Annotated in this window: 22 protein-coding genes; 12 read left to right on the top strand and 10 right to left on the bottom strand. The window is 47.3% G+C overall.

Going from position 1 to position 22455, the window contains the following annotated elements; all coding sequences use genetic code 11:
* Positions 1 to 39 precede the first annotated feature (39 nt).
* Complete coding sequence (gene rlmD / locus KNQ09_RS14710; RefSeq protein WP_035398768.1) at positions 40 to 1425, top strand: 23S rRNA (uracil(1939)-C(5))-methyltransferase RlmD; 1386 nt, start codon at positions 40 to 42, stop codon at positions 1423 to 1425.
* Positions 1426 to 1475: 50 nt separating this feature from the next.
* Here the strand turns inward: rlmD and KNQ09_RS14705 are convergent, their stop codons facing one another.
* The 7 genes from KNQ09_RS14705 to KNQ09_RS14675 form a co-directional block, all read right to left on the bottom strand.
* Positions 1476 to 2354: an aldo/keto reductase gene (locus tag KNQ09_RS14705; protein ID WP_064300791.1), complete on the bottom strand. Its 879-nt coding sequence runs from the start codon at positions 2352 to 2354 to the stop codon at positions 1476 to 1478.
* Positions 2355 to 2386: 32 nt separating this feature from the next.
* Positions 2387 to 2953, bottom strand: coding sequence for a TVP38/TMEM64 family protein (locus tag KNQ09_RS14700; RefSeq protein WP_214858894.1), 567 nt, complete (start codon positions 2951 to 2953; stop codon positions 2387 to 2389).
* Entirely contained in the window at positions 2950 to 4344 is a 1395-nt protein-coding gene (locus tag KNQ09_RS14695) for a sensor histidine kinase (protein WP_023467298.1), read from the bottom strand. The genes KNQ09_RS14700 and KNQ09_RS14695 overlap by 4 nt, the downstream gene beginning before the upstream one ends.
* Positions 4341 to 5024 (bottom strand): response regulator transcription factor, encoded by a 684-nt coding sequence (locus KNQ09_RS14690; RefSeq protein ID WP_023467299.1) that lies wholly within the window; start codon positions 5022 to 5024, stop codon positions 4341 to 4343. Before KNQ09_RS14690 ends, KNQ09_RS14695 begins: the two co-directional genes overlap by 4 nt.
* A 127-nt stretch (positions 5025 to 5151) precedes the next feature.
* Positions 5152 to 5712 carry a GNAT family N-acetyltransferase gene (locus KNQ09_RS14685; RefSeq protein ID WP_023467300.1) on the bottom strand — a complete coding sequence of 187 codons (561 nt, stop codon included), beginning with the start codon at positions 5710 to 5712 and terminating at the stop codon, positions 5152 to 5154.
* A 230-nt stretch (positions 5713 to 5942) separates the two neighbouring features.
* Positions 5943 to 7082 (bottom strand): amidohydrolase, encoded by a 1140-nt coding sequence (locus tag KNQ09_RS14680; RefSeq protein WP_214858893.1) that lies wholly within the window; start codon positions 7080 to 7082, stop codon positions 5943 to 5945.
* Between the two features lie 18 nt (positions 7083 to 7100).
* Entirely contained in the window at positions 7101 to 8009 is a 909-nt protein-coding gene (locus KNQ09_RS14675; RefSeq protein ID WP_214858892.1) for a TIGR01777 family oxidoreductase, read from the bottom strand.
* Between the two features lie 132 nt (positions 8010 to 8141).
* On the opposite strand from KNQ09_RS14675, the gene KNQ09_RS14670 reads away from it, so the two are divergent.
* The 5 genes from KNQ09_RS14670 (at position 8142) to KNQ09_RS14650 (ending at position 13731) form a co-directional block, all read left to right on the top strand.
* Complete coding sequence (locus KNQ09_RS14670) at positions 8142 to 8957, top strand: RecX family transcriptional regulator (RefSeq protein WP_064300788.1); 816 nt, start codon at positions 8142 to 8144, stop codon at positions 8955 to 8957.
* A gap of 321 nt (positions 8958 to 9278) precedes the next feature.
* Positions 9279 to 11006, top strand: coding sequence for an ABC transporter ATP-binding protein (locus KNQ09_RS14665; RefSeq protein WP_064300787.1), 1728 nt, complete (start codon positions 9279 to 9281; stop codon positions 11004 to 11006).
* A gap of 14 nt (positions 11007 to 11020) precedes the next feature.
* On the top strand, positions 11021 to 13081 hold the full coding sequence (locus KNQ09_RS14660) for an ABC transporter ATP-binding protein (RefSeq protein ID WP_214858891.1): 2061 nt from the start codon (positions 11021 to 11023) through the stop codon (positions 13079 to 13081).
* A gap of 60 nt (positions 13082 to 13141) precedes the next feature.
* On the top strand, positions 13142 to 13462 hold the full coding sequence (locus KNQ09_RS14655; RefSeq protein ID WP_023467306.1) for a DUF1811 family protein: 321 nt from the start codon (positions 13142 to 13144) through the stop codon (positions 13460 to 13462).
* A complete protein-coding gene (locus KNQ09_RS14650) occupies positions 13459 to 13731 on the top strand; it encodes a YfhJ family protein (protein WP_023467307.1) in 273 nt (90 codons plus the stop codon). The genes KNQ09_RS14655 and KNQ09_RS14650 overlap by 4 nt, the downstream gene beginning before the upstream one ends.
* A gap of 47 nt (positions 13732 to 13778) precedes the next feature.
* Here KNQ09_RS14650 and KNQ09_RS14645 read toward each other — a convergent pair whose 3' ends face one another.
* Entirely contained in the window at positions 13779 to 14762 is a 984-nt protein-coding gene (locus KNQ09_RS14645) for a metal-dependent hydrolase (protein WP_214858890.1), read from the bottom strand.
* 103 nt (positions 14763 to 14865) lie between these two features.
* On the opposite strand from KNQ09_RS14645, the gene mutY reads away from it, so the two are divergent.
* The 4 genes from mutY to KNQ09_RS14625 all read left to right on the top strand — a co-directional run bounded on the left by mutY (position 14866) and on the right by KNQ09_RS14625 (position 18790).
* Positions 14866 to 15882, top strand: a complete 1017-nt coding sequence (gene mutY / locus KNQ09_RS14640) for an A/G-specific adenine glycosylase (protein WP_214858889.1) — start codon at positions 14866 to 14868, stop codon at positions 15880 to 15882.
* The gene (locus tag KNQ09_RS14635) at positions 15882 to 16307 is read left to right on the top strand and encodes an SRPBCC family protein (protein WP_064300784.1); all 426 of its coding nucleotides are present in this window, start codon (positions 15882 to 15884) and stop codon (positions 16305 to 16307) included. Before mutY ends, KNQ09_RS14635 begins: the two co-directional genes overlap by 1 nt.
* A gap of 116 nt (positions 16308 to 16423) precedes the next feature.
* Positions 16424 to 16966 carry a nucleoside tri-diphosphate phosphatase gene (ntdP, locus tag KNQ09_RS14630; protein ID WP_023467311.1) on the top strand — a complete coding sequence of 181 codons (543 nt, stop codon included), beginning with the start codon at positions 16424 to 16426 and terminating at the stop codon, positions 16964 to 16966.
* 90 nt (positions 16967 to 17056) lie between these two features.
* A complete protein-coding gene (locus KNQ09_RS14625; RefSeq protein ID WP_064300881.1) occupies positions 17057 to 18790 on the top strand; it encodes an ABC transporter ATP-binding protein in 1734 nt (577 codons plus the stop codon).
* Positions 18791 to 18840: 50 nt separating this feature from the next.
* Here KNQ09_RS14625 and KNQ09_RS14620 read toward each other — a convergent pair whose 3' ends face one another.
* The gene (locus KNQ09_RS14620; protein WP_214858888.1) at positions 18841 to 20139 is read right to left on the bottom strand and encodes a glutamate-1-semialdehyde 2,1-aminomutase; all 1299 of its coding nucleotides are present in this window, start codon (positions 20137 to 20139) and stop codon (positions 18841 to 18843) included.
* A 175-nt stretch (positions 20140 to 20314) separates the two neighbouring features.
* Between KNQ09_RS14620 and perR the strand changes: the two genes are divergently transcribed.
* A complete protein-coding gene (perR, locus tag KNQ09_RS14615) occupies positions 20315 to 20737 on the top strand; it encodes a peroxide-responsive transcriptional repressor PerR (RefSeq protein WP_369792039.1) in 423 nt (140 codons plus the stop codon).
* A gap of 14 nt (positions 20738 to 20751) precedes the next feature.
* Here perR and KNQ09_RS14610 read toward each other — a convergent pair whose 3' ends face one another.
* Positions 20752 to 21114, bottom strand: a complete 363-nt coding sequence (locus KNQ09_RS14610; RefSeq protein ID WP_029340912.1) for a DUF2614 family zinc ribbon-containing protein — start codon at positions 21112 to 21114, stop codon at positions 20752 to 20754.
* A 114-nt stretch (positions 21115 to 21228) separates the two neighbouring features.
* On the opposite strand from KNQ09_RS14610, the gene KNQ09_RS14605 reads away from it, so the two are divergent.
* Positions 21229 to 22098, top strand: a complete 870-nt coding sequence (locus tag KNQ09_RS14605; protein WP_035398755.1) for a nucleotidyltransferase-like protein — start codon at positions 21229 to 21231, stop codon at positions 22096 to 22098.
* Positions 22099 to 22455: the final 357 nt, after the last annotated feature.

The following is a 22455-nucleotide window of genomic DNA, read 5'->3' as shown; positions in this document are numbered from 1 at the left end:
ACCGCTTTTTCATTTGCGTAAAGAGAAAGGATGAAATCAATGGCAACAAAAATCAAATTACAGACGGGTGAGGTCCGTTCGGTCACTTGTTTACGAATGGGAATCAACGGTGAAGGGATCGCAACACTTGAACGACAAATCGTCTTCATCCCAGGTCTACTCGTCGGTGAGACGGCACAGATCGAGATCACGGAAATTCATGCGAACTATGCGAATGCAAAAATCTTAAAGCGTGACGATCGTTCACCAGACCGTGTTACTCCACTTTGTCCGGTCTATAGTGTCTGTGGGGGCTGTCAATTACAACACATGAGTTACGATGGACAATTGCGTTATAAGGAAGAAATGCTTCGCAACGCTTTCTTGAAATCAACGAAGTTGAATGTCGAAAAAGCCGATATCCGCCCGACGATCGGTTCGAAGGAGTGGGGATACCGCAACAAGTCGCAATTCGTCGTCGGTAAACAAGGCAATGAAATCGTTAGCGGTCTCTATTCTGCGAATTCGAATCGTTTGGTCGCGATCGATGATTGTGTCGTCCAAAATAAGGATACGCTTCGCGTCAACCAAGCTGTCACGAAATTACTCAATGACTATAAAGTACCCGTTTACCATGCATCAAAACAAGACGGTGTCATGCGCCATATCGTCGTCCGGACAGGAATCAAAACGGGCGAAATTCAAGTCGTGCTCGTTGCCTTTAAAGACGGCTTCCGTGATCTAGAGGGCTTATCGCGCGATATCATGGACATTCCAGGTGTCGTCTCGGTTGCACTGAACATCAATGATAAGTTGACATCACGTGTCTTCGGAGAAGAGACGGAAGTCTTGCGTGGCGTTGAACGGATCGAGGAAGAGATGGGGGAATTCACGTATCAATTGTCTCCGCGTGCCTTCTTCCAATTGAATCCGGAACAAGCAGAGCGGATGTATGAAGAAATTGCGCGTGCTGCTGCTTTGACAGGCGAAGAACGTGTCGTTGATGCATACGCAGGTGTTGGTTCAATCGGACTTTGGATCGCTAAAGGAGCAAAAGAAGTCCGCGGCATGGAAATCATTGAAGAAGCTGTCGAAGATGCCAATGCGCACATGAAGCAATACGGATTCGACCATGCCCACTACGTCGTCGGTAAGGCAGAAGCCTGGATTCCGCGTTGGGTAAAGGAAGGCTGGATTCCAGATGTCTTCATCGTCGACCCACCACGCTCAGGTTGCGATACACAATTGTTGAACGCGATGATCTCGTCTAAAGCGAAAAAAATCATCTATGTCTCGTGTAACCCGCAGACGCTTGCGCGCGATTGCGATCACTTGATGAAAGCGGGATACAAGGTATCGTACATTCAACCGTACGATATGTTCCCACAAACAGCGCACGTCGAAGCGATCGTCGTGCTCGAAAAAAAGAAAAAGAAAAAGTTCTAAGTAACAAGCCCGTATGCACTCTTTGAACGAGTGGACATACGGGCTTTTTATCATGTTTGCGAAAGATAACCGAACGTCGCGTCACACTCAGCGAAGCGTTCCTTCAACCGGGCAACACGATCAGCAGGAAGTGGACCGCGCTCAATTAATTGCTGATTCAAAGCGAGGTGTTCTGGTCGAGACGTACCGATGATGGCTGTCGTGATCCCTGGCTCAAAGACCGTGAAACGAAGGGCAGTTTCAAGCCAACTCGATTCCTCGAGTGGATAAGCGAGTTGTTGCGCACGTTCCCAGTAGGGCTCGACGTACTGTCCGACCGGACGCTCCGTGAATCGCCACGGGGCGTTACCGATTGGACGCTTGGCGATGACACCGTGATCTAGAAGGGTGGGCAGGACTTCATCGACACGTTGATCAAATAGATTGAATGACGTTTGGAAACTGTCGAAGCGATTCGTTTCGATAGCATATGTTAAGTCTTCCCGATCACCGGAATAAGCGATGACGCGGACTTTTCCAGCTTGTTTTGCTTGGTCAAGCGCTTCGATGACATCTCCCTGGGCGAGAATTTCTCGACTACAAGAATGGAGGTGTACGATGTCGAGATAATCCGTTTGCATCGTCTGTAAGGCTTGATCGATGCCACCATGGACCGCTTCAAAGGTCCAGTCCTGCGTACCGGGAACATCATAGCCGACTTTCGTCGACAGAATGACGTCGTGACGACGATTCTTTAGAAATTGTCCGACGCGTTGCTCCGATAAGCCATAGCCGCGTGCTGTATCGATCAGATTGATGCCGAGATCACGTGCTTGTTCGAGTAAATAAACTGCTTCGCGATCCGTCATCTGTTCTGCGCCGATGTGACCAGCTCCGAACCCAAGCGGGGATACGAGTAGGTCGGATGTTCCAAAACGTCTTAACTCCATGAACGATACTTCCTTTCAGAAAATCTGTAGTTTTATATCGATGATGCTCGTTTTTGTTGAATACGATAGGCCAGATAACCAACGAGTGCCATGCCTGCAATCGACCATTGGATGATGGATGAGGATTGCATGAACTGATGGACGGCGAACACTTCGATTAACATGGCTGGAATTTTTCCGATCGTACTCGCAGTCAGGAAAAGTAGGATGGAAATACCACTAGCAGCACTGACGATATTGACGATGCCAGACGGGACGAACGGTAACAGCCGCAGCAAGATGATCGTCAAAAAAGCTTCGCGTCCTTGTTGTGCTTGTAGTTTTTGTTGCAAACGAGCGAATCGATCCGGAAGTGGGCGACGAAGGGCATACCGCAGTCCTTTTCGGTAAAGTAGAAACGCACAAACCGCACCTAGGACTTCACCGATGAAAGAGAGCAATGTGCCCATCCATAGACCGAAATAGACGAGATTCGCAGCGGTGACGAACGTACTCGGTAGGACACCAAGTACACTGACGACGACGCCGACTAAGACACTAACGAACGGAGCGAACGGTCCGAAGAGTTCAAAGGTTTGGATGACATGATGTTCCATCATTCGAATCCATCCTCTTCATCCGGAAGAAGTGGTAACTCGATGTGGACAGTCGTTCCTTCTCCAAGAACGGAGTCGAACCGGATTGTCCCATCATGACGATCGATGATGTGTTTCGTGATGGCAAGACCAAGACCGGTTCCGCCATCTTTACGCGTCCGTGATTTATCGACACGGTAAAAACGTTTTGTCAGTCGATCAAGATGCTCTTCCGGAATGCCTTCTCCTTCGTCCCGGATAAGACAATGCGTCCGGTCGCCGATCGTTTCAGTCGATAAGAAAATCTGTTTACCAGGCGGTGTGTACCGTAAGGCGTTATCGAGTAAATTGCCGAAGACTTGCTCAAGGCGGTCTGTATCGCCTAAGACGATTTGATCCGGATCGAGATTCATCACGAACGTGACTCCTTTTGACTGGGCGATGGGTTCCATCCGGTAAATGACATCTTCAAGTACTTGGCTGAAGACAAGTGGTTGTTTCGACATCGGATAGGAATCGCGTTCAAGTTGAGCGAGATCGAGCAAATCATTGACGAGACGTTGCAGACGCTCCGTTTCCCGCTCGATGATTTGGTAATACTGCGCACGCTTTTCTTCCTCGAGCGAATCATCCTGCATCATCTCCGTATAGCCACGGATGTAGGAGAGCGGTGTCCGCAATTCATGACTGACGTTCGCGAGGAACTCCTTCCGCTGCTCGTCGACTTCTCCGAGCGATTCCGCCATCTTGTTTAACGTTTCTGCGAGTTCTCCGATCTCATCGTCCGATTGAATCGGAATCCGATAATCAAAGTCACCTTGTGCATAAACAGTCGAGGCGCGCTTCATGTCGATCAACGGACGGATGATCGTATCGATGATTTGTCGTCCGAAGATGACGAGATTCAAGACGATCAGTCCGATCATGAAGAAGATCATCAGGCGGAGTGGGCGGAATGGTTCACTGATTTGACCAAGTTCCAGATACAAGATCAGCGTACCAACCAGTCGATTGTTTTCGATGATCGGAAATCCGGTCATCAAAATGTCCGTTCCTTCAATCGGATGGGTCCGACTGGAGACGACGGTTTCACCGTTTCGAAGTTCTTCGATATCCGCATTCGTCAAAAAGCGCAGTCCAGCTGGATTTTTCTTCAGGAAATCGATAAAGAAGACTTTCGATTCCGTCAACTCATTCGTATAAGTCATTCCATCGTAAAAAGCACCAGATAATCCTTCAGATTCATAAATGTTGATCAGCTTTTCGCCTCGGTTCAATAAGATATCTTCCTGCGTCTGAAGATAGAACCGGTCGTAGAGATAGAACGTCAGCAGGACGAATAAAATAGCGGAAAAAACGCTTGTGAACCAAATCGTGATCCAAATCCGGCGCCGGATCGTATAGCGCTTAATCATACTTCCTCGAATTTATAACCGATGCCCCAGACCGTTTGAATCGAGCCACCAGCTTCCCCGAGCTTTAAGCGAAGTGTTTTGATGTGTGTATCGACCGTCCGTAAGTTCCCGATATAATCCGCACCCCAGATTTGATCGAGTAACTGTTCACGAGAAAAGACCTTATCATTGTTTTGAGCGAACAGATGCAACAAATCAAATTCCTTACGCGTCAGACTGACCGGTTTGCCATTGACGTGGACACTCCGACTTTCAGTATCGAGTTCAAGCATGCCGAGCGTCAGGGTAGCCGATTGATCAACTGTAAAGCGGTGAGAACGACGAAGCGTCGCTTCGATGCGAGCAAGCAGTTCTCGAGGGCTGAATGGTTTTGTAATATAGTCATCAGCTCCGATTTTCAGCCCGTGAATGCGATCGAGTTCATCCGAACGTGCCGTCAGCATGATGATCGGAACGTTTGAGAATTCACGGATGCGCATACATGCTGTCAAGCCGTCCATTTCCGGCATCATGACATCGAGTAGAACGAGATGGAATGTATTTTGTTGAATGAGATGGATCGCTTCTTGTCCGTTAGAAGCTGTCATCGTCGTGTAGTGTTCTTTTTCAAGATTCGAGACGAGAAGGTCACGCATTTGTGCTTCATCATCTACTACGAGAATGTTAAACGATTCTGGCATTAGTCTTCGCTCCATTTCCTGTAGAAGAAAGTGTTTCTTCCATAAAGATGAGTTTTCTTATTTATCATACCATTTCAAACTTTAGAAGCGCATGCGTGGACACAAAAAAGCATGAGAGACAAGGCTCTCATGCTTCGAGTTGTTGGTGATCGTATAGTGTTTCGAGTTCCCGACCATGAATGTACATGTGGAAACTAGATTTTGAGACTTCATATAGCGTGAACTGTGTCTCACCGGCATTCAATTGCTCAAGAAGCGCAGGGCGCAACTCATCCGCACAGAACGCATACGGCAATTTTTCAGCTGCTTTTTGTGACCGAATATTGCTTTTGCGAATTTTCATGAAGACACTCTCATATCCAAGCTCGAAGAACAGCTCAGAGAAGAAGGCTTCTTTCGCTAAATGATTGTATCCTTTACCATGATACGGTTTACCTAACCATGTACCGAGAAACCCATATTGTCCTTCGATATCGAGTAAACTAATCGTACCAATCGGTTGATCGAATTCATCTAGGATGGTACGTGATACGATTTCACCACGTTCTTCCTCTTCGATTGCCTGCTTTGTAGTAAACAGAAATTCATCAAAGTACCGTGTTTTTTGGCGGACGTACGGATATACGTCTTGATGCTGCATCAGTTCGAACAAATCAGCGCAGTCGCTCAGCTCCCGTTGCTTGAGCATACTTCCATTCCTCCTTTTAGGACCGCAAGAATGATTGTCGAAAGCTACCTGTCTGACTCGTTTGAACCGCGCATGGTATGCCTTCTTCAGTTGTCGGATAAGATAATATTACCTTCTTTTTTTAAAATTGCAAGAAAATAATTTTTGTGAAAAAAGATACAAAAACAAGATGTTTTCCGTAAGCGTCTAAAACCCCCGAAAGGTGCAAAAAACACCTGGCGGGGGTGGGGTTAAGTCAAGTTCAGTTGAGCGTGTTCAAAAATGATTTTTCCGTCAATCATCGTCATGAGCGGCTTCGCTAAATAGTCGAGTGGGAAGTGGCTCCACAGGACGAGATCCGCGTCTTTTCCGATCTCAATCGATCCGACGCGATCGTCCACACCGAGTGAGCCAGCTGGATGAATTGTGATCGCGCGCAAGGCGACATCGACCGGTAGACCTTCTCGTGCAGCTAGACCGGCACAGAGATTCAAGTACTGGACAGGGGTGTACGGATGATCGGTCGTAATGGAGATCTCGAGACCATGCTCATGAAGAATCCGGTAAGTTTCCCATGTCTTATTCTTCAGTTCAATTTTAGACTTTCGCGTGAAGGTGGGTCCGACCGTCACTTTTTCGATCGGTAATTGTTCCATCTCTTTTGCGACGAGATGACCTTCCGTACAATGTTCGATACGCAAATCGAGATCGAACTCTTCCGCAAAACGGATGGCAGAAAGGATATCATCTGCTCGGTGCGCATGTACACGAAGCGGCATTTTATGATCAAGGACCCGTTTGATCATCTGATGGGCGAACGTTTCGGAAACTCGTTGTGTCCGAACTTCAAGAAAGGCTTCGCGCAACATCCCCATGATGCCCATCCGTGTCAGTTCACCGGCGCGACCAGCACTATGGACACGCTTTGGGTTTTCACCGAGCGCAACCTTCAGACCCGCATACTTTCGAAGAATCATATCATCGATGAACCGTCCGTGCGTCTTGATGACACTCGTGACGCCGCCGATGATGTTCATGCTACCAGGCATGACTTGAACGGTCGTGATCCCGTGTTCGACGGCTTCCTTAAATCCTTCATCAAGTGGGTACACGCCATCAATGGCACGCAGATGAGGAGTCATCGCGAAAATCGTCTCATTCGCATCATTTCCGACGGTTCCGGTACCTTCGTCATATAATCCGAGATGTGTATGGGCATCGATGAAACCGGGCAATAAAAAGTGACCTTCTGCTTCAATGACTTGATCGTTGTCTAAATGATCCAGTAATTCACCGATTTCAATGATTTTTCCATCACGAATACGGATGTCCCCGTAAAAACTGTCCGAAGTAATCGGATAGATATGTGCATTTCGAATTAAGATATCCAAGTATCGTCCACCCCTGTACTAGTTTGAATGCTCGATTGCTCGCAATGCATCCTTTAGTTCAGCATACCGAAACTTGTATCCGTTTTCGAGCGCTTTTTTCGGGATGACACGAGCTCCTTCTAGTACAATCGTACTCTTTTCACCGAGTGCGAGCTCTAACGCGAAGCGTGGCGCAGGGAGCCAGTGTGGGCGATGTAAGACTTTTCCGATCGTCTGTCCGAAACGCCGCATCGTCTCCGGGTGAGGCGCAGTGATGTTCAGCGGTCCTTCGACTGTCGGGGTCTCAAGTGCGAATAGGAATAAATCGACTAAATCATCGATGTGGACCCAGGAGACCCACTGTTTCCCGTCGCCCATCGTCCCACCACCAAACAAGACATAAGGCAAGCGCATTAACGGATAAGCGCCACCGGCTTTCGTTAGGACGACACCGATTCGTGGATGGACAAGTCGAATGCCAGCGTCAGCAATCGGGCGGGCAAGGTCTTCCCACGCGACACAGACATGACTTAAGAAGTCAGCGGTCGGTGGAAGTGGTTGATCTTCGGAGAATGTTTGATGCCGATCTTGTCCGTAAATGCCAACCGCAGAAGCAGACAATACGACATTTGGCTTTTGATCGAGTGCTTCAACGATTCGAACGAGCTCCTTCGTCGTGCTGACGCGACTGTCGAGAATGACGCGTTTGCGTTCATCTGTCCAACGTCCGTCGTTGATCGAAGCACCAGCAAGATGAATAAAGGCATCGACGCCTTCTAAGTGCTGTTCCGGTTTTGCGTCTTCTGTCATCCACTTGATATATGTGACATGCGCGTCATTTACTTTCGGATGACGCGTCAATATAAAGATGTGATGTCCTTGATCTAGTAAACGTTTCGTCAAGGCTTGACCAATCATACCGGTTCCACCGGTAATCGCAATGTTCATGTAATCCATCCTCCCTAAATAAGTAAAAGTAGCTTCTTTCCATTTGTTCCCGTTCCATGGTTTCACTCAAACATAGACCTGCCTGTTCATGATATCGTAGAACTACCGAATCAGGTTAAGGGAGGGAACGAAATGAAGATCAAACGGATCTCGACGCAGAAAAAGAACAGCGAACGATTCAACATCTATGTCGAGCGCGATGGCAAAGAGGAATATGCCTTTGCCGTAGACGTCGATATCTTAATTAAATACAATCTACAACGCGATAAGGAACTGGATGACGACTTCGTCAAGGAAGTGTTAACGGCTGAAGAACAGCAAAAAGCGTATCGTCTCTCGTTGAATCATTTATCGTACCGCATGCGGGCGACGAGTGAAGTCGTCGCCTATTTAACAGAGAAAGAGACACCGGAGCATGCGATCAAACATGCAATCGATCGATTGACGGAGCAACGCTATTTGGATGATCAACAGTTCGCACTTGCTTATACGGCAACGAAAAAAGCGACGACACCTCAAGGTCCGGGACGGATTCGCCGCGACCTTGAGGCATTGAAGATACCGAAGACAGCGATTGATGAAGCGATCGTGACGTTTACGGATGAAGAGGAATACGAAAAAGTCCTGAAGTTTTTGCGGCAAAAGCAAAAAGAGCTGCAACGGCGTTCCGTGCGGGAACTGACACAAAAGTTGCAGTTAACGCTCATGCAGCGTGGGTTTTCGTCCGATTTGATTAAAGCGGGCATTGAAGAGGTGTTTCGAGCTGAAGAAGGTGACGAAGAAGAACAAGCGGCCCTTTATCAAGCGCGCAAGTATTATCCGAAATACCGACAACTTGAACCGTTCGAACGCGAACAAAAAGTCAAGCAAGCACTCGTCCGAAAAGGATTTCCATACGGTCTAGCCGCTCAAGTCCTCGAACAAGTCAAAGAAGAAGAGGCGGAGTAATAAAAGCAAGACGAAAAATTGACAATTATCCGACAATTGTGCTATTCTACGCACAGACTAAGACAAGGAGGAACCGTCCTATGAAAAAGCCAATTGGTTTCACTCATATCCAACAGCTGAATACGACGGAGACTCTTGAGCGCGTATAAGTAATTCATTTCATGTGCGAGCAAGGGGATTCGTCTCCCGAGCGCGCAGACGAACAAGAATGCATCATGCCCATTTCAAGGCATACTGATTCTCGGACTGCATCCGGAAATCCGTATGCCTTTTTGCGTGCTCGGAAAAAGTACTTCATTTCACAGTAAAGGGGGGACCCTCATGCGTTTATTTCGGCAATTGAGTTGGTTTCTAAAAGAACACAAATCATCGTATCTCGTAGCAGTCGTCTTATTGATCATCACCGGCTTCATCGATTTAACGCCGCCATGGCTAATCGGTAAGGTCATCGACGGATTGCGGTCGGGATCGATGGACCAGGCGACGCTCTTGCAATACGTCATCGGATTAACAGTCATTTCCATCGTTTCCTTCATCTTGACGTATCTGTGGTTAGCGAAATTATTCGGAACGGCATTTTTATTAGAACGGACACTTCGGAGTCGCTTCTTTACGCACTTATTGAAACTGACGCCGACGTTCTACCAAAAGAATCGGACGGGAGACTTGATGGCGCTCGCGACGAACGACTTGAAGGCGGTCGAGCGGACAGCTGGATTTGGTGTCTTGACGCTCGTCGACTCGTTGAACATGACAGCGATCACCCTCGTCGTCATGGGGGTGGCGATCGATTGGAAGCTGACGCTCGCTGCCTTGTTACCGATGCCACTTCTCGCCTACGCGATGAATAAGCTCGGAAGTCAAATTCACGGACGCTTCATCACTGCCCAGGATTCATTCGGAACGATGAATGACCAGGTCGTCGAGTCGATTTCCGGACTGCGTGTCATCCGCTCGTTCGTACAAGAACCAGTCGATGTTAAACGCTTCGACGATGTCACGACGGATGTCTTTGAGAAAAACATGCACGTCGCAAAAATCGATGTCTTGTTTGAACCGATCATCAAGTTGCTCGTCGGTTTCAGTTACTTGATCGGCTTATCGTTCGGGACATATCTCGTCTTTACGAACGACATCACGCTCGGACAATTGGTCGCCTTTAACATCTATCTCGGGATGCTGATCTGGCCGATGTATGCCTTTGGTGAATTAATCAATGTCATCCAGCGCGGGACAGCAAGTCTTGACCGCTTAGAAGCAACGATGCGAGTCAAACCGTTGATTGCTTCGACACCGCGGGAACACGTCGAACATCCCGAGCGGATCGAGATGAACGATTTGACGTTCACGTATCCAGAGACAGCCCATCCGGTCTTGCGAGATTTGAATATTACGATCGAACAAGGATCAACGATCGGTATCGTCGGACCAACGGGATCCGGGAAAACGACGTTCTTGCGTCAATTCTTACGTGAGTATCCAATCGGACGGGATATGCTGACGGTCAACGGCGTACCGTATGAAGATATTGCGCTAGAGACGGTTCGCGGTTGGACGGGTTATGTGTCACAAGAACATTTACTATTCTCAAAATCTGTTCGGGATAACATTCTGTTTGGTGCAGGTGAAGCGACAGAAGAAGAATTGCAGGAAGCGATTCGTCTCGCATCGTTTGAAAAAGATATCGAAACGCTGGAACAAGGACTTGAGACGATGGTCGGTGAACGTGGCGTCACGTTATCAGGAGGACAAAAGCAACGTCTCTCGATCGCGCGGGCGATGTTAAAAAAACCAGAGTTGCTGTTGCTTGATGATTCACTATCAGCGGTAGACGCGAAAACGGAATCACATATCATTGATTCGATTCGATCGAATCGTCACCAATCCACGACATTAATTGTTGCCCATCGTTTGTCGGCAGTGGCACATGCGGACGAAATCATCGTTTTGCAAGATGGAATGATTTCTGAACGAGGAACACATGACAGCCTGATGGCACAAAATGGCTGGTACGCTCAACAATTCGAGCGACAAAGTGAAGAGATGTAAGGAGGTGCCTCTGCATGAATGAATTAGAATTATACCAACTCGATCCGGCACGTCGGAAGACGACGATCCGTTCGTTGATCCGCTATGCGATGCATGAGAAACAAGCGATCTTTTTAGGATTATTTTTACTCGTACTGGCAGTCGGAGCGGAATTGACAGGTCCGTATATCGCCAAAGTCATCATTGATGAACATATCGTGGCAATTGAGAAGGACTGGGTCGAAGTTAAATCGGACGGTGCGGTCACGTATGACGGCCGTCAGTTCGCTAAAGCACAAGACGTCTCTAAAAGTCAGATCGTTCAATCCGTCTCGATCGTCCAAACGACCAACGGCTACTTTTTCGTACCGAAACAAGTCGTCAGTGGAGGAGAGCGGAAAATCAGTGGAAATACGATGACGGTCACGCGTGGAGACGACGTCTACACGTATGATAATATTCAAAAACTGACACAAGGACAGGTCTATGATTTTTATTCAAAAGACTTAAAAGCAATCGGCTGGTTGTCCTTGATCTATGTCCTTTTGCTGCTGGTAGCAGCTGGTTTGAACTGGATTCAGCAAATCTTGCTCCAGCGATCTGCTCATAAAATCATTAAACGGATGCGTCTTGATGTCTTTACGCATCTGCAACGGTTACCGGTTCGTTATTTCGACCAGACACCGATCGGGAAAATCGTCAGTCGAGTCACGAATGATACGGAAACGATTCGCGATCTATATCTCGGTGTGCTCGCCCGGGTCTTCTCGGGGATCATCACGATGGCGGGGATTCTGGTCGCGATGTTCTTCCTCGATTATCGCTTAGGACTAGTCTCGCTGATCATCATTCCAATCGTCTATTTCTGGATTCAGCTGTTCCAGAAACTCGCGACGAAAAACAACTTCAAGGTCCGATCCCTCGTTGCCGACATGAATGGTCAACTGAATGAGAACATCCAGACGATGCCGATCATTCAGGCTTATGCACGTGAGAAGGAAGTTCTTGCCGAATTCGAACAAAAGAACGAAGAGAACTATCAGACACGGGCAAAGTTGTTACGACTTGATGCCCTGATGTCCCACAACTTATCCTACTTTTTGAAAAACTTGACGCTCGCCTTGTTGATTTGGGTCGTCGGTGGGAAAAGTCTGACGAACGGCTCGTTTTTATCGCTCGGGATCTTATATGCGTATATCGATTACGTGTCCCGTTTATTCGAACCGGTCACCCAAATCATGAATCAGCTGTCACCGCTACAACAAGCACTCGTGTCAGCGGACCGAATGTTCCAGTTGCTCGACGAAAAGGGAGAGCCGGTCGAACAAGGTCGTGTTGCTCGGTTTAAAGGGGCGGTGTCCTTCAAGGACGTCGAATTTAGTTATGAAGCGGGAAATCCCGTATTACGTGAGATTCAAATCGATGCTCGTCCTGGCGCGACGATTGCCCTCGTCGGACACACGGGCAGTGGGAAAAGTTCGATCATGAACTTGCTGATGCGTTTCTATGATCCGTCAAAAGGACAGTTGTTGATTGACGGACAGGACGTGACGACTTTACCGAAACAAGCGGTCCGTGAGCATATGGGGATCGTCCTACAGGATCCGTTCCTCTTCACAGGAACTATTCGCTCGAACATCACACTCGACAATCCTGATATTTCCGAAGAACGAGTACGACAAGCGATTGAAGCTGTCGGTGCGGATCGGTTCATTGATCGTTTACCGAACGGGCTCGATGAACCAGTCATCGAAAAAGGTGCCACGTTATCAGCGGGTGAACGACAGTTGATCAGTTTTGCCCGTGCGTTAGCGTTCGATCCTGCGATCCTAGTTCTTGACGAAGCGACAGCGAGCGTTGACTCGGAAACGGAAGCGGTCATTCAGGATGCCTTGCTGACGTTGACGAAAGGGCGGACAACGTTCATCATCGCCCACCGCTTGTCGACGATCAAGGATGCGGATGAGATTCTTGTTCTCGATCATGGTCGGATCGTCGAGCGAGGATCCCATGATGTGCTCCTCGCAGCATCCGGTATTTATGCGAAAATGTATGCGTTACAAAGTAAACGGAATCTTGAATTGAAATCAAGCTAATCCATCCAGTTTCTCCTCCTTTTCGTTTATACTGAAAAACGAAGAGGGGGAGTTTTTGTAATGGAGACACGGATGAGTCAATTATCAAAATACGAGCTTGAGATGTTGATCACGAAATTAAGTGAACAAAAACGAAAAGCGGAGCAACATGGGAATGTGAGTGAAGTGGAAGTCGTGACGCGAAAAATCGCCATTGCGAAAAGTTATTTGATCGATCCAGCACGATTCGAACGGGGAGCCTTTTACCGAATCGAAGGAGAAGAGGCACGATTTGAGTTACATTTCGTCAATGGGGTCATGGGCTGGGGACATTTTGAAGGAACCGCTCAGGAAGTCGCGATTCCGCTCGCGTTATTCACAGGAGAGGGAGAACAGACATGACGAATCGAGAACAAGCCCTTCAGCAACTGGCTGAAGAATTATTGCAAGTGAATGAAGTATTAACCCCGGAAGAAGCACTGACGTGGGTCGAAGTGCTGTGGGAAGATTTCGAAGCGACACTCGCGCGCGCAGGTGAGAAATATCAAGGTGAAGCCGTCGCGGTTCATTTCGTCGAGCAACAGATCAAACAGCACGGGGCAATGTTACACCGATTTAATACGACGAACGAAAAATTCAAACATTTGATGACAGGTCGAAACGTCGAATGAAAAAAAAGCTCCGCACATCGGGATTTCCGTTGCGCGGAGCTTTGTCTTTATAATGCAGGGATGAACAGTTTTTTCTGCAAGGTCCGTTCGCTGAACACCCAGCCGGTATAGGAGCTGACGATCTCTTGTGTGGCAGCGTCGATTCTGACGACGGCAACGAATGGATAGACTTCCTTCGTGAAGTAACGCAGGTTGGTGAAGCGGTATTCGACAATGCCATCCTTTCGTGAGACCGTATACGTATGAATCTTCGAAAACTCAAGAAACGCTTGCAAGTCAGCGTTTTGTTTGACGATTTCGTACAAGGCGTCACCGTGTGGTTCGTCCTTGATCCGGAAGTTTCCGCATTCGACGACGGTTCCACTGTTAATCTTAACGACGGAATACTCATCGCGTAAACGTGCCGCGACATGCCACTCATCCCATTTCATGCCAGGTGAGATGAACAGTTTATGCGCACCACGATAATAGCGTGCTGCGGTCGCGAGTGCATCGTTTCGTAACTTAAACTGCACAGCGTAATAGATGATGACGATGGCAATCAAAATCGGGAAGATGACGATCGTTGCTCTCGTTAGTAGCCAAATCCCGAACGCGGCATAATACATCGCGAACAGATACGGATCAAATGTGTTGATGACACCCCAACCGATCCAGGATTTTTTGAACGGGTGTAAAGCTTGTGTTCCATAAGCGTTAAACAGATCGACGAAGACATGGAGGGCGACAGCGATCTGCGCCATCAGCCATAATGAAGTCGGAGGTACACCAAACAATATACCGATGACGATTGAAAGTAATAATGGCCAGGCGAGCAAAGCAATCAACCCGTGCGATTTTCCGCGGTGTTGACGCAAGTAGGCGCTGTTTCCTTTAAACTTAAAGACAGTATCGAAGTCCGGTGCATGTGAGCCGACGAGCGCCGTCGTCGTCACGGCAGCAAACATCGTCGTGCTCGCTGCGACGTCAGGGTGTAGCGTCGAGATGGCGGCGAGACAAAGTCCCATGCCGATATGCGTACCAGTATCCAATGCCAATTCGCTCCTTCTATAAAATCGTGATGGTTGATCCATCGTGGTTCTGCCGAGTAATTTTTAATAAATATATCGTATTCAAGAGAAAAGAGGTAACCTTTTGACTGTCGTTCAAGAATATTTCACAAACTTTAATAAAACACAATTTACCACAGAACTGATTACCTGGTTCCTTCGTGAACAGCGAGATCTCCCATGGCGAAGAACCAAAAACCCATATCATATCTGGATTAGTGAGATCATGCTCCAACAAACGCGCGTCGATACAGTCATTCCATATTATGAACGCTTCACGAAACGTTTCCCGACACCGCATGATTTAGCGCAAGCGGATCAAAGTGAAGTCCTGAAGCACTGGGAGGGCTTAGGGTACTATTCCCGTGTCAAGAATCTTCAAATCGCGGTTCAGGAAGTTGTTGAAAAATATGATGGAATCGTTCCGGACGAAAAGGAATTGTTCAGTCAGCTGAAGGGCGTTGGTCCGTACACGACAGGAGCGGTTCTATCGATTGCTTATGGGCAAGCAGAACCGGCAGTAGACGGAAATGTGATGCGCGTCCTCTCGCGTGTACTTGGGATTTATGAAGACATCGCTGCGCCGAAGACACGGAAATTGTTTGAAGCAGCAGTTCATCAATTGATTGATCCGGCTGATCCGTCAAGTTTCAATCAAGGCTTGATGGAACTCGGTGCGATGGTCTGTACGCCAAAGTCTCCGATGTGTGGACTCTGTCCTGTTCAAGACGTTTGTTTCGCATATGATCGAAATGCACAGGAAGAACTACCTGTGAAGACGAAGAAAGGGAAGACGCAAATTATTCCGTATGATGCTCTCGTCTATGAAACGAACGGAAAAATCGCAATTGAACAACGAGCAGAAACGGGTTTGCTCGCAGGTATGTGGCAATACCCACTTCGAGAAGCAGAAGAAGATCGTAATGGGATGCTTGTCGGTCACGTCCGACATATCTTCTCACACCGGATTTGGGAAATTGCCGTCTATCGCGTGACGGAACAGCCGGACCAGACAATACTGGTTGATCAGGAAACGTATGCGACGCATCCGGTATCTGTCGCGCAAATGAAGATTGATCGACTATTAAAGGGGGAGATCTAATGCATACTTTTCGTTTTGAGACACGTGTCGATACATCAAAGGAGCAAGCGTGGGAGTTTTTAAGTGACGCCAAGGCCTTAAGTCGATTGACGGTATTTCCGCAAGTGAAGACGTCGGGTGATACACGGACGCGAGCAGGAAATACGATTCGTCTGCGCGTTGGTGTTCCTCCACTATTTGTCTCGTGGACGTCTTGGATTCCTTTCGTAGAAGAATATGTTTTCGTCGATGTCGGTACAAAAGTTCCGTATCCATTCCGGGCATGGTGCCACGTGCACCGAGTCGAAGAACGTGAATCTGGCGTCTATTTCGTGGATGAAGTGACGTACGCATCCTTCTTGCCAGCCTTCGTCATTGAAGCATTCATCTTGAAACCGATGTTCAAACAACGAAAAAATGCGATTTTGAATCACTTTCAAGCCTGAATTCCGTCATTTTTCTGAAAAAATACCCTTTCGTTTTTCATGCGTTCTGAAAATGGGTATAATAAGCACGAGAGTATAACAGAATGGAAGAAAAACGCTTTAGAAAGGAGTAGCACATGAGTCGATTCCCAAAAGAAAGTAGCAAGATTGAGATTCAAAGTTTCAAACATAACGGGAGCTTACACAGAGTTTGGGAAGAAACGCTCGTGCTGAAATCGACGGAAGAAGAATTGATTGGGTTCAATGACCGCATCATGGTCAGTGAATCGGATGGTCGTCAGTGGCGAACACGAGAGCCTGCAATCTGTTACTTTTCAACAGAACTCTGGTTCAATGTCATTTGTATGATTCGGGAGGATGGCATTTACTATTACTGCAATCTTGGATCACCTTCTACGTTCGATGAGAAAGATCGAGCAGTCAAGTACATTGATTACGATTTAGATATCAAAGTGTATCCGGACATGTCTTACATGATCCTCGATGAGGACGAGTATGAGAAGCATCGCCGCGAGATGAACTATCCGAAGGCGATCGATCGTATTTTGAAAGACAATGTCCAAATCCTGATTCAATGGATCCGCAGTCGCAAGGGTCCATTTAACCCGGCTTTCGTGGATATGTGGTATCGTGAATATGAAACAAGATATCGGAGATGATGGTTCGCCATCGTCTTTTTTTAATTGAAGGAAGTGAAACACGTGGCAACACAAGCAAAACGTAAGAAACAAGGTTCGATCCGCCGCTATATGGCGTTCGTCAAGCCGTATCAAAAACAGATTCTCCTGACGGTTTTCGTCGGGATCATCAAGTTCTCGATCCCACTTGGACTTCCGTTGTTGTATAAGTACATCATCGACAATATCCTAACTGGAAACACGATGCCGATGGCGGAAAAAAGTAAACAATTGGCGTATTTGATCGGAGCGGGTGTCTTCATCTTCCTGATCGTCAAGCCACCGCTTGAATACGTCCGTCAATACCTCGCGCAATGGTCAGCGTCGAAGATTTTATTTGACGTTCGTAATCGATTGTTTGATCATGTTCAGAAATTATCGCTTCGTTTTTATTCGAATACGAAAACCGGAGAAGTCATCTCGCGAATCATCAATGATGTCGAGCAGACGAAAGACTTCGTCGTCACGGGATTAATGAACTTATGGCTTGATATGATTACGATTTTCATTGCGATCGCTATCATGTGGACGATTGATCCGAAGTTGACGCTCGTCGCCATTATTCCATTACCATTCTACGCCCTCGCCGTTAAGTTCTTTTACGGTCGCTTACGCGGATTGACACGGGAACGTTCGGCAGCACTTGCGGAACTACAAGGTCATTTGACGGAACGGGTCAACGGCATGGCAGTCATTCGTAGTTTTGCACTCGAACCGCACGAGAACAAAGCGTTCAAACATCAAAATGATGGGTTCTTAAAAGCGGCGCTGCGTCAAACGAACTGGAATGCGCGGACGTACGTCGTCGTCTCGACGATTACGGACTTCGCACCGATCCTTATTTTCGGGACAGCGGCGTTCTTCGTCTTGAACGGACAAGTGACACTCGGGACGATGGTTGCGTTCATTGGTTATATCGATCGCTTGTATGCGCCGCTCGGTCGTCTCGTCAACTCCTCAACGACGTTGACGCAGTCGATCGCTTCGATGGACCGGATGTTTGAGTTTTTAGATGAGCCGTATGACATCACGGAAAAACCGAATGCACGCGATCCAAAAGATGTCCGCGGAAACGTTCAGTTCGAAAACATCAGTTTCGCTTACGAAGAAGGCGGCGAGCTAGCAATTGATCGCTTAACGCTTGACGTTCAGGCAGGTGAACGGATTGCTTTCGTCGGGATGTCAGGTGGTGGGAAATCGACGCTCGTCAGTTTAATTCCACGCTTCTATGATGTGTCTGCCGGTCGGATCACGCTTGACGGCGTTGATATTCGTGACTTGAAGTTGCGTGGTCTTCGCGATCAGATCGGGATGGTCATGCAGGAGTCGATTCTCTTCAGTGAGTCGGTTCAGATGAACATTAAGATGGGGAATCCGGAGGCGACGGATGAGGAAGTCATCGCAGCGGCAAAAGCAGCGAATGCCCACGAATTCATCGAACGGTTACCAAACGGTTATCATACGCCAGTCGGTGAACGAGGCGTCAAGTTATCGGGTGGTCAAAAGCAACGTCTAGCCATCGCTCGGGTCTTCTTGAAGAACCCGCCGATTCTGATTTTGGATGAGGCAACGAGTGCGCTCGATTTAGAGAGCGAAGCGATGATTCAAGATTCGTTAGCACGTCTCGCGAAAGGACGGACGACGTTTACTGTCGCGCACCGTTTATCAACGATTACCGATGCCGATAAGATCGTCGTCATCGAAAATGGTCAAATTACGGAAATCGGAACACACGAAGTCCTCATGCAAAAACGAGGCGCTTATTTCGAACTGTATGCCATTCAAAATCTGGAACTCGTCGAATAACACAAAAGCAGCGATCCTCATGAGGGTCGCTGCTTTTTTAGTGGGAGGACTTAGAGTCGAGCAAAGGCACGATCGACTGCTGCAATCGTCTCTGTGATGTCGGCTTCCGTATGTTCTGTCGTCAAGAACCACGCTTCGTATTTCGAAGGAGCAAGGTTGACGCCTTCTTCTAGCATCAATTTGAAGAAACGTCCGAACATCTCGCTGTCTGCACGTTCTGCACCATCGTAATCGATGACTGTTTCATCCGTGAAGTAGACCGTCATGGCACCTTTTAGACGGTTGATCGTAATCGTGACGTCATGACGTTTTGCTGCTTCTAGCACACCTTGTTCGAGTAAGGCGCCAAGGTGATCGAGTTGTTCATAGACACCAGGCTTCTCAAGTAATTCAAGACAAGCGATACCGGCAGCCATCGATGCTGGGTTACCTGCCATCGTACCTGCTTGGTAAGCCGGACCGAGTGGCGCGACGTGTTCCATGATTTCTTTGCGACCACCATAAGCGCCGATCGGTAAACCACCACCGATGATTTTGCCGAGTGCCGTCATATCGGGACGGATATCGAGTAACTCTTGTGCACTGCCGTATGTGAAGCGGAAGGCTGTGATGACTTCATCATAGATGACGAGTGCGTCGTGTGCATGCGTGATTTCGTTGACCGCAGCAAGGAATCCAGGTTGCGGTTCGACGATACCGAAGTTTCCGACGATCGGTTCGACGAGTACACAAGCGACTTGATCGCCCCATTGTTCCATGATTTGACGATACGATTCGATATCATTGAACGGTGTCGTAATGACTTCTTTTGCCGTCGCTTTCGTGACGCCGGCTGAATCTGGGGAACCAAGTGTCGCTGGTCCGCTTCCTGCTGCAATCAGCATCAGATCCGAGTGACCGTGGTAACAACCACTGAACTTCACGACGAGCTCACGACCCGTATACGCTCGTGCGACACGAATCGTCGTCATGACGGCTTCGGTTCCCGAGTTCGTAAAGCGTACTTTTTCAAGCGAAGGGATCGCTTTTTGTAGTTTATGTGCAAAGTCAATTTCTAGACGGTGTGGTGTGCCGTAAAGAAGACCATTTTGGGCAGCATGGGTGATCGCTTCCGTAATGTGAGGATGACCATGTCCCGTGATGATCGGACCATAGGCTGCTAAGTAATCGATATAGCGATTGCCATCGACATCATAAAAGTAAGCACCTTCTCCGCGTTCCATATAGACAGGTGCGCCGCCACCGACGGCTTTGAATGAACGGGATGGGCTGTTGACGCCACCAACGATACACTCTTGTGCGATTTCATATAACGCCTCTGAAGTAGGACGTGTAGTGTGGGTAGACATGAGGATTCCTCCAATCGATGATTCGTGAAAAATATCACGATATGATTGTATCATGGACGTCAAATCCGATGCAGAGCCGTTGACGGAATGCCTATTTGTAGGTAGACTAATTATAAAGATTACAATCTGATAATCAATGAAAGATAGAAATGAGGGGATGGACGTGGCTAACGAAATGCTGGATGACGCCGTGAAGTCACTTCGGGAATCAGGCGTTCGAATGACACCACAACGTCACGCGATTTTGGAATATTTAACGACGGGACACACTCATCCGACAGCGGATGAGATTTATCGTGCACTCGAACATCGATTTCCAAACATGAGTGTGGCGACTGTATATAATAACTTACGCGTGTTTCGAGAAAAGGGAATCGTTGAGGAAATGAATTACGGAGACGCTTCAAGTCGCTTCGATTTCGTTACGACACGCCATTACCACATGATCTGTGAGAACTGTGGAAAGATCGTTGATTTCAACTATCCTGTGCTCGATGATGTCGAAACGGTTGCGGCGCACTTAACGGGCTTTAAAGTCGATCGTCACCGATTAGAAGTGTACGGAACTTGTCCGGACTGTCAATCGAATGTCCAATAAAAAAACGAGCTGCCTTAGCGGGGAGCTCGTTTATTGTGTTTATTATATTTTTCATCAAATTCTTTTCCTTCAAGAGACGGATCCATCGTAAGTGGTTCATCGCAATGCATACATAAGTCGACGCGACCAAGGACTTTTGTTTCTTTTCCGCAGTTTGGACAAGTGACGACAGCTGCCTTCGTTGATGTCAGACCAATCAAGAAATAGAGTGCCGTACTGGCAAGAACCATGACGAAACCGAGAAGCATGAGTAAGACCATGATGATTTCAAATTGTTTGAGTAATAGACCGCCATACATGACGAGCATCCCACCGAACACAAGAAACATAGCAAGGTTTCGCGCGCGGTTTATTTTATTTTTACGTTGTTTTTTCAAGTGAATTCCCCCTGTTGTCAGTTTAGCATAAGAAGTGCAACTGTCTGAAGGAGGAAAGCTTGTTTTTTTGTCGAAAATGGTAACGACGAGTTCGTATAGAAGGGTGAGAAGTACATGGAACAAGCAACACGAACGATTTATTCGGAATACGCGGCTTATCGTGAAACACAAGGGATCATTGCTGTTGAGAAACGGCAACCACGGGATTCCTTGACGGATCAATTTGATACACTTCTTGTCGTCATCACGAGAGACCCAGAAGTCGAGTGGACGATCAAACATTATCGACTGAATACACTAAAGGTGTCATTACACCTCGTACATGAAGATGTCTTATCACGCTGGATTTTGTTAAATGCCAATCGACGTGCGATTCACTGGATTGCAGAAGGAACGATCGTTTTCGAACGGAACGATTATTTAGTTGACTTAAAACGGCAACTCTTAAACTTTCCTGATGAGGAAAGATGTCTACAGATGACGATCTCATTCGCTAAACTTCTGCGTCGTTTCCAAGACGGAAGGAATTTGTTCAGTCGCGGACATCATTATGATGCCTATACACACGTCCACCACGCTTTGCATCATCTCGCGCGATTATCGGTCCTTGAAAAAGGAAAACATCCCGAGACAGTCGTCTGGGAACAAGCACGACTGGATGATCCGGATGTCTATAAACTATATGAACAATTGTTGATGAGTGAAGAGACATTAGATCAACGTATTCACCTCGCCTTGATTGGTCTTGAGCATCTTTTGCAGTCGAAGGTCTTATCGGGAGGACGCTATTTATTCGAAATCATGCGTGAGCGGACGAGTCCTTGGACGATGTATGAATTGATGGAAGAAGAGCGACTGCAAGAAGTCAAAGTGGATTTAAGTAGTCTGATTGATTTCTTCATGCGAAAAGGTCTAATCAGGATTTCGTATCAAACAACTAAAGGAGCAGGGGTCGAACTCGTGACGTATGAGCCGGTCGTATGACGATCGGCTTTATTTTATCCATTTGATTGTTTTTTGCTATATATAGAAGGGAAAAGATTATAAAAGTTTTTTTAGAAAAACTATTGACGGTATTATACCGAGATAGTATATTAATACATGTCGACAGGGCAACACGCACTGGACGGTGACGAGAAAGAAAAAAGATTTCAAAAAGGGATTGACGCTTAAGTTATTCCGTGATATCTTATTAAAGTCGCTGAAAACGACACGACGAACTTTGAAAACTGAACGATGAGGCAAAAATCGTATTCTACGGAATACAAAAACGAATGAAGCGCAAGCTTCGTCAATCGTGACTTCGGTCACAAAAACGAGCAAGTCAAACACTTCATGGAG

This window comes from Exiguobacterium sp. s191, assembly GCF_018618955.1.
GTDB classification, from domain to species: Bacteria; Bacillota; Bacilli; order Exiguobacteriales; family Exiguobacteriaceae; genus Exiguobacterium_A; species Exiguobacterium_A abrahamii.
Note: the sequence above shows the minus strand (reverse complement) of the source record. Positions and strands in the feature narration are given on the sequence as shown.

Bases quoted from the DNA above. Each gene is read 5' to 3' on its own strand.
- KNQ09_RS14690 (WP_023467299.1), bottom strand. From the start codon at position 5,024: ATGCCAGAATCGTTTAACATTCTCGTAGTAGATGATGAAGCACAAATG.
- KNQ09_RS14695 (WP_023467298.1), bottom strand. From the start codon at position 4,344: ATGATTAAGCGCTATACGATCCGGCGCCGGATTTGGATCACGATTTGG.
- KNQ09_RS14625 (WP_064300881.1), top strand. From the start codon at position 17,057: ATGGCGTTCGTCAAGCCGTATCAAAAACAGATTCTCCTGACGGTTTTC.
- KNQ09_RS14705 (WP_064300791.1), bottom strand. From the start codon at position 2,354: ATGGAGTTAAGACGTTTTGGAACATCCGACCTACTCGTATCCCCGCTT.
- KNQ09_RS14620 (WP_214858888.1), bottom strand. From the start codon at position 20,139: ATGTCTACCCACACTACACGTCCTACTTCAGAGGCGTTATATGAAATC.
- KNQ09_RS14635 (WP_064300784.1), top strand. From the start codon at position 15,882: ATGCATACTTTTCGTTTTGAGACACGTGTCGATACATCAAAGGAGCAA.
- KNQ09_RS14675 (WP_214858892.1), bottom strand. From the start codon at position 8,009: ATGAACATTGCGATTACCGGTGGAACCGGTATGATTGGTCAAGCCTTG.
- KNQ09_RS14660 (WP_214858891.1), top strand. From the start codon at position 11,021: ATGAATGAATTAGAATTATACCAACTCGATCCGGCACGTCGGAAGACG.
- KNQ09_RS14670 (WP_064300788.1), top strand. From the start codon at position 8,142: ATGAAGATCAAACGGATCTCGACGCAGAAAAAGAACAGCGAACGATTC.
- rlmD (WP_035398768.1), top strand. From the start codon at position 40: ATGGCAACAAAAATCAAATTACAGACGGGTGAGGTCCGTTCGGTCACT.
- KNQ09_RS14665 (WP_064300787.1), top strand. From the start codon at position 9,279: ATGCGTTTATTTCGGCAATTGAGTTGGTTTCTAAAAGAACACAAATCA.
- KNQ09_RS14655 (WP_023467306.1), top strand. From the start codon at position 13,142: ATGGAGACACGGATGAGTCAATTATCAAAATACGAGCTTGAGATGTTG.
- ntdP (WP_023467311.1), top strand. From the start codon at position 16,424: ATGAGTCGATTCCCAAAAGAAAGTAGCAAGATTGAGATTCAAAGTTTC.
- KNQ09_RS14685 (WP_023467300.1), bottom strand. From the start codon at position 5,712: ATGCTCAAGCAACGGGAGCTGAGCGACTGCGCTGATTTGTTCGAACTG.
- KNQ09_RS14650 (WP_023467307.1), top strand. From the start codon at position 13,459: ATGACGAATCGAGAACAAGCCCTTCAGCAACTGGCTGAAGAATTATTG.
- perR (WP_369792039.1), top strand. From the start codon at position 20,315: ATGCTGGATGACGCCGTGAAGTCACTTCGGGAATCAGGCGTTCGAATG.
- KNQ09_RS14700 (WP_214858894.1), bottom strand. From the start codon at position 2,953: ATGATGGAACATCATGTCATCCAAACCTTTGAACTCTTCGGACCGTTC.
- KNQ09_RS14605 (WP_035398755.1), top strand. From the start codon at position 21,229: ATGGAACAAGCAACACGAACGATTTATTCGGAATACGCGGCTTATCGT.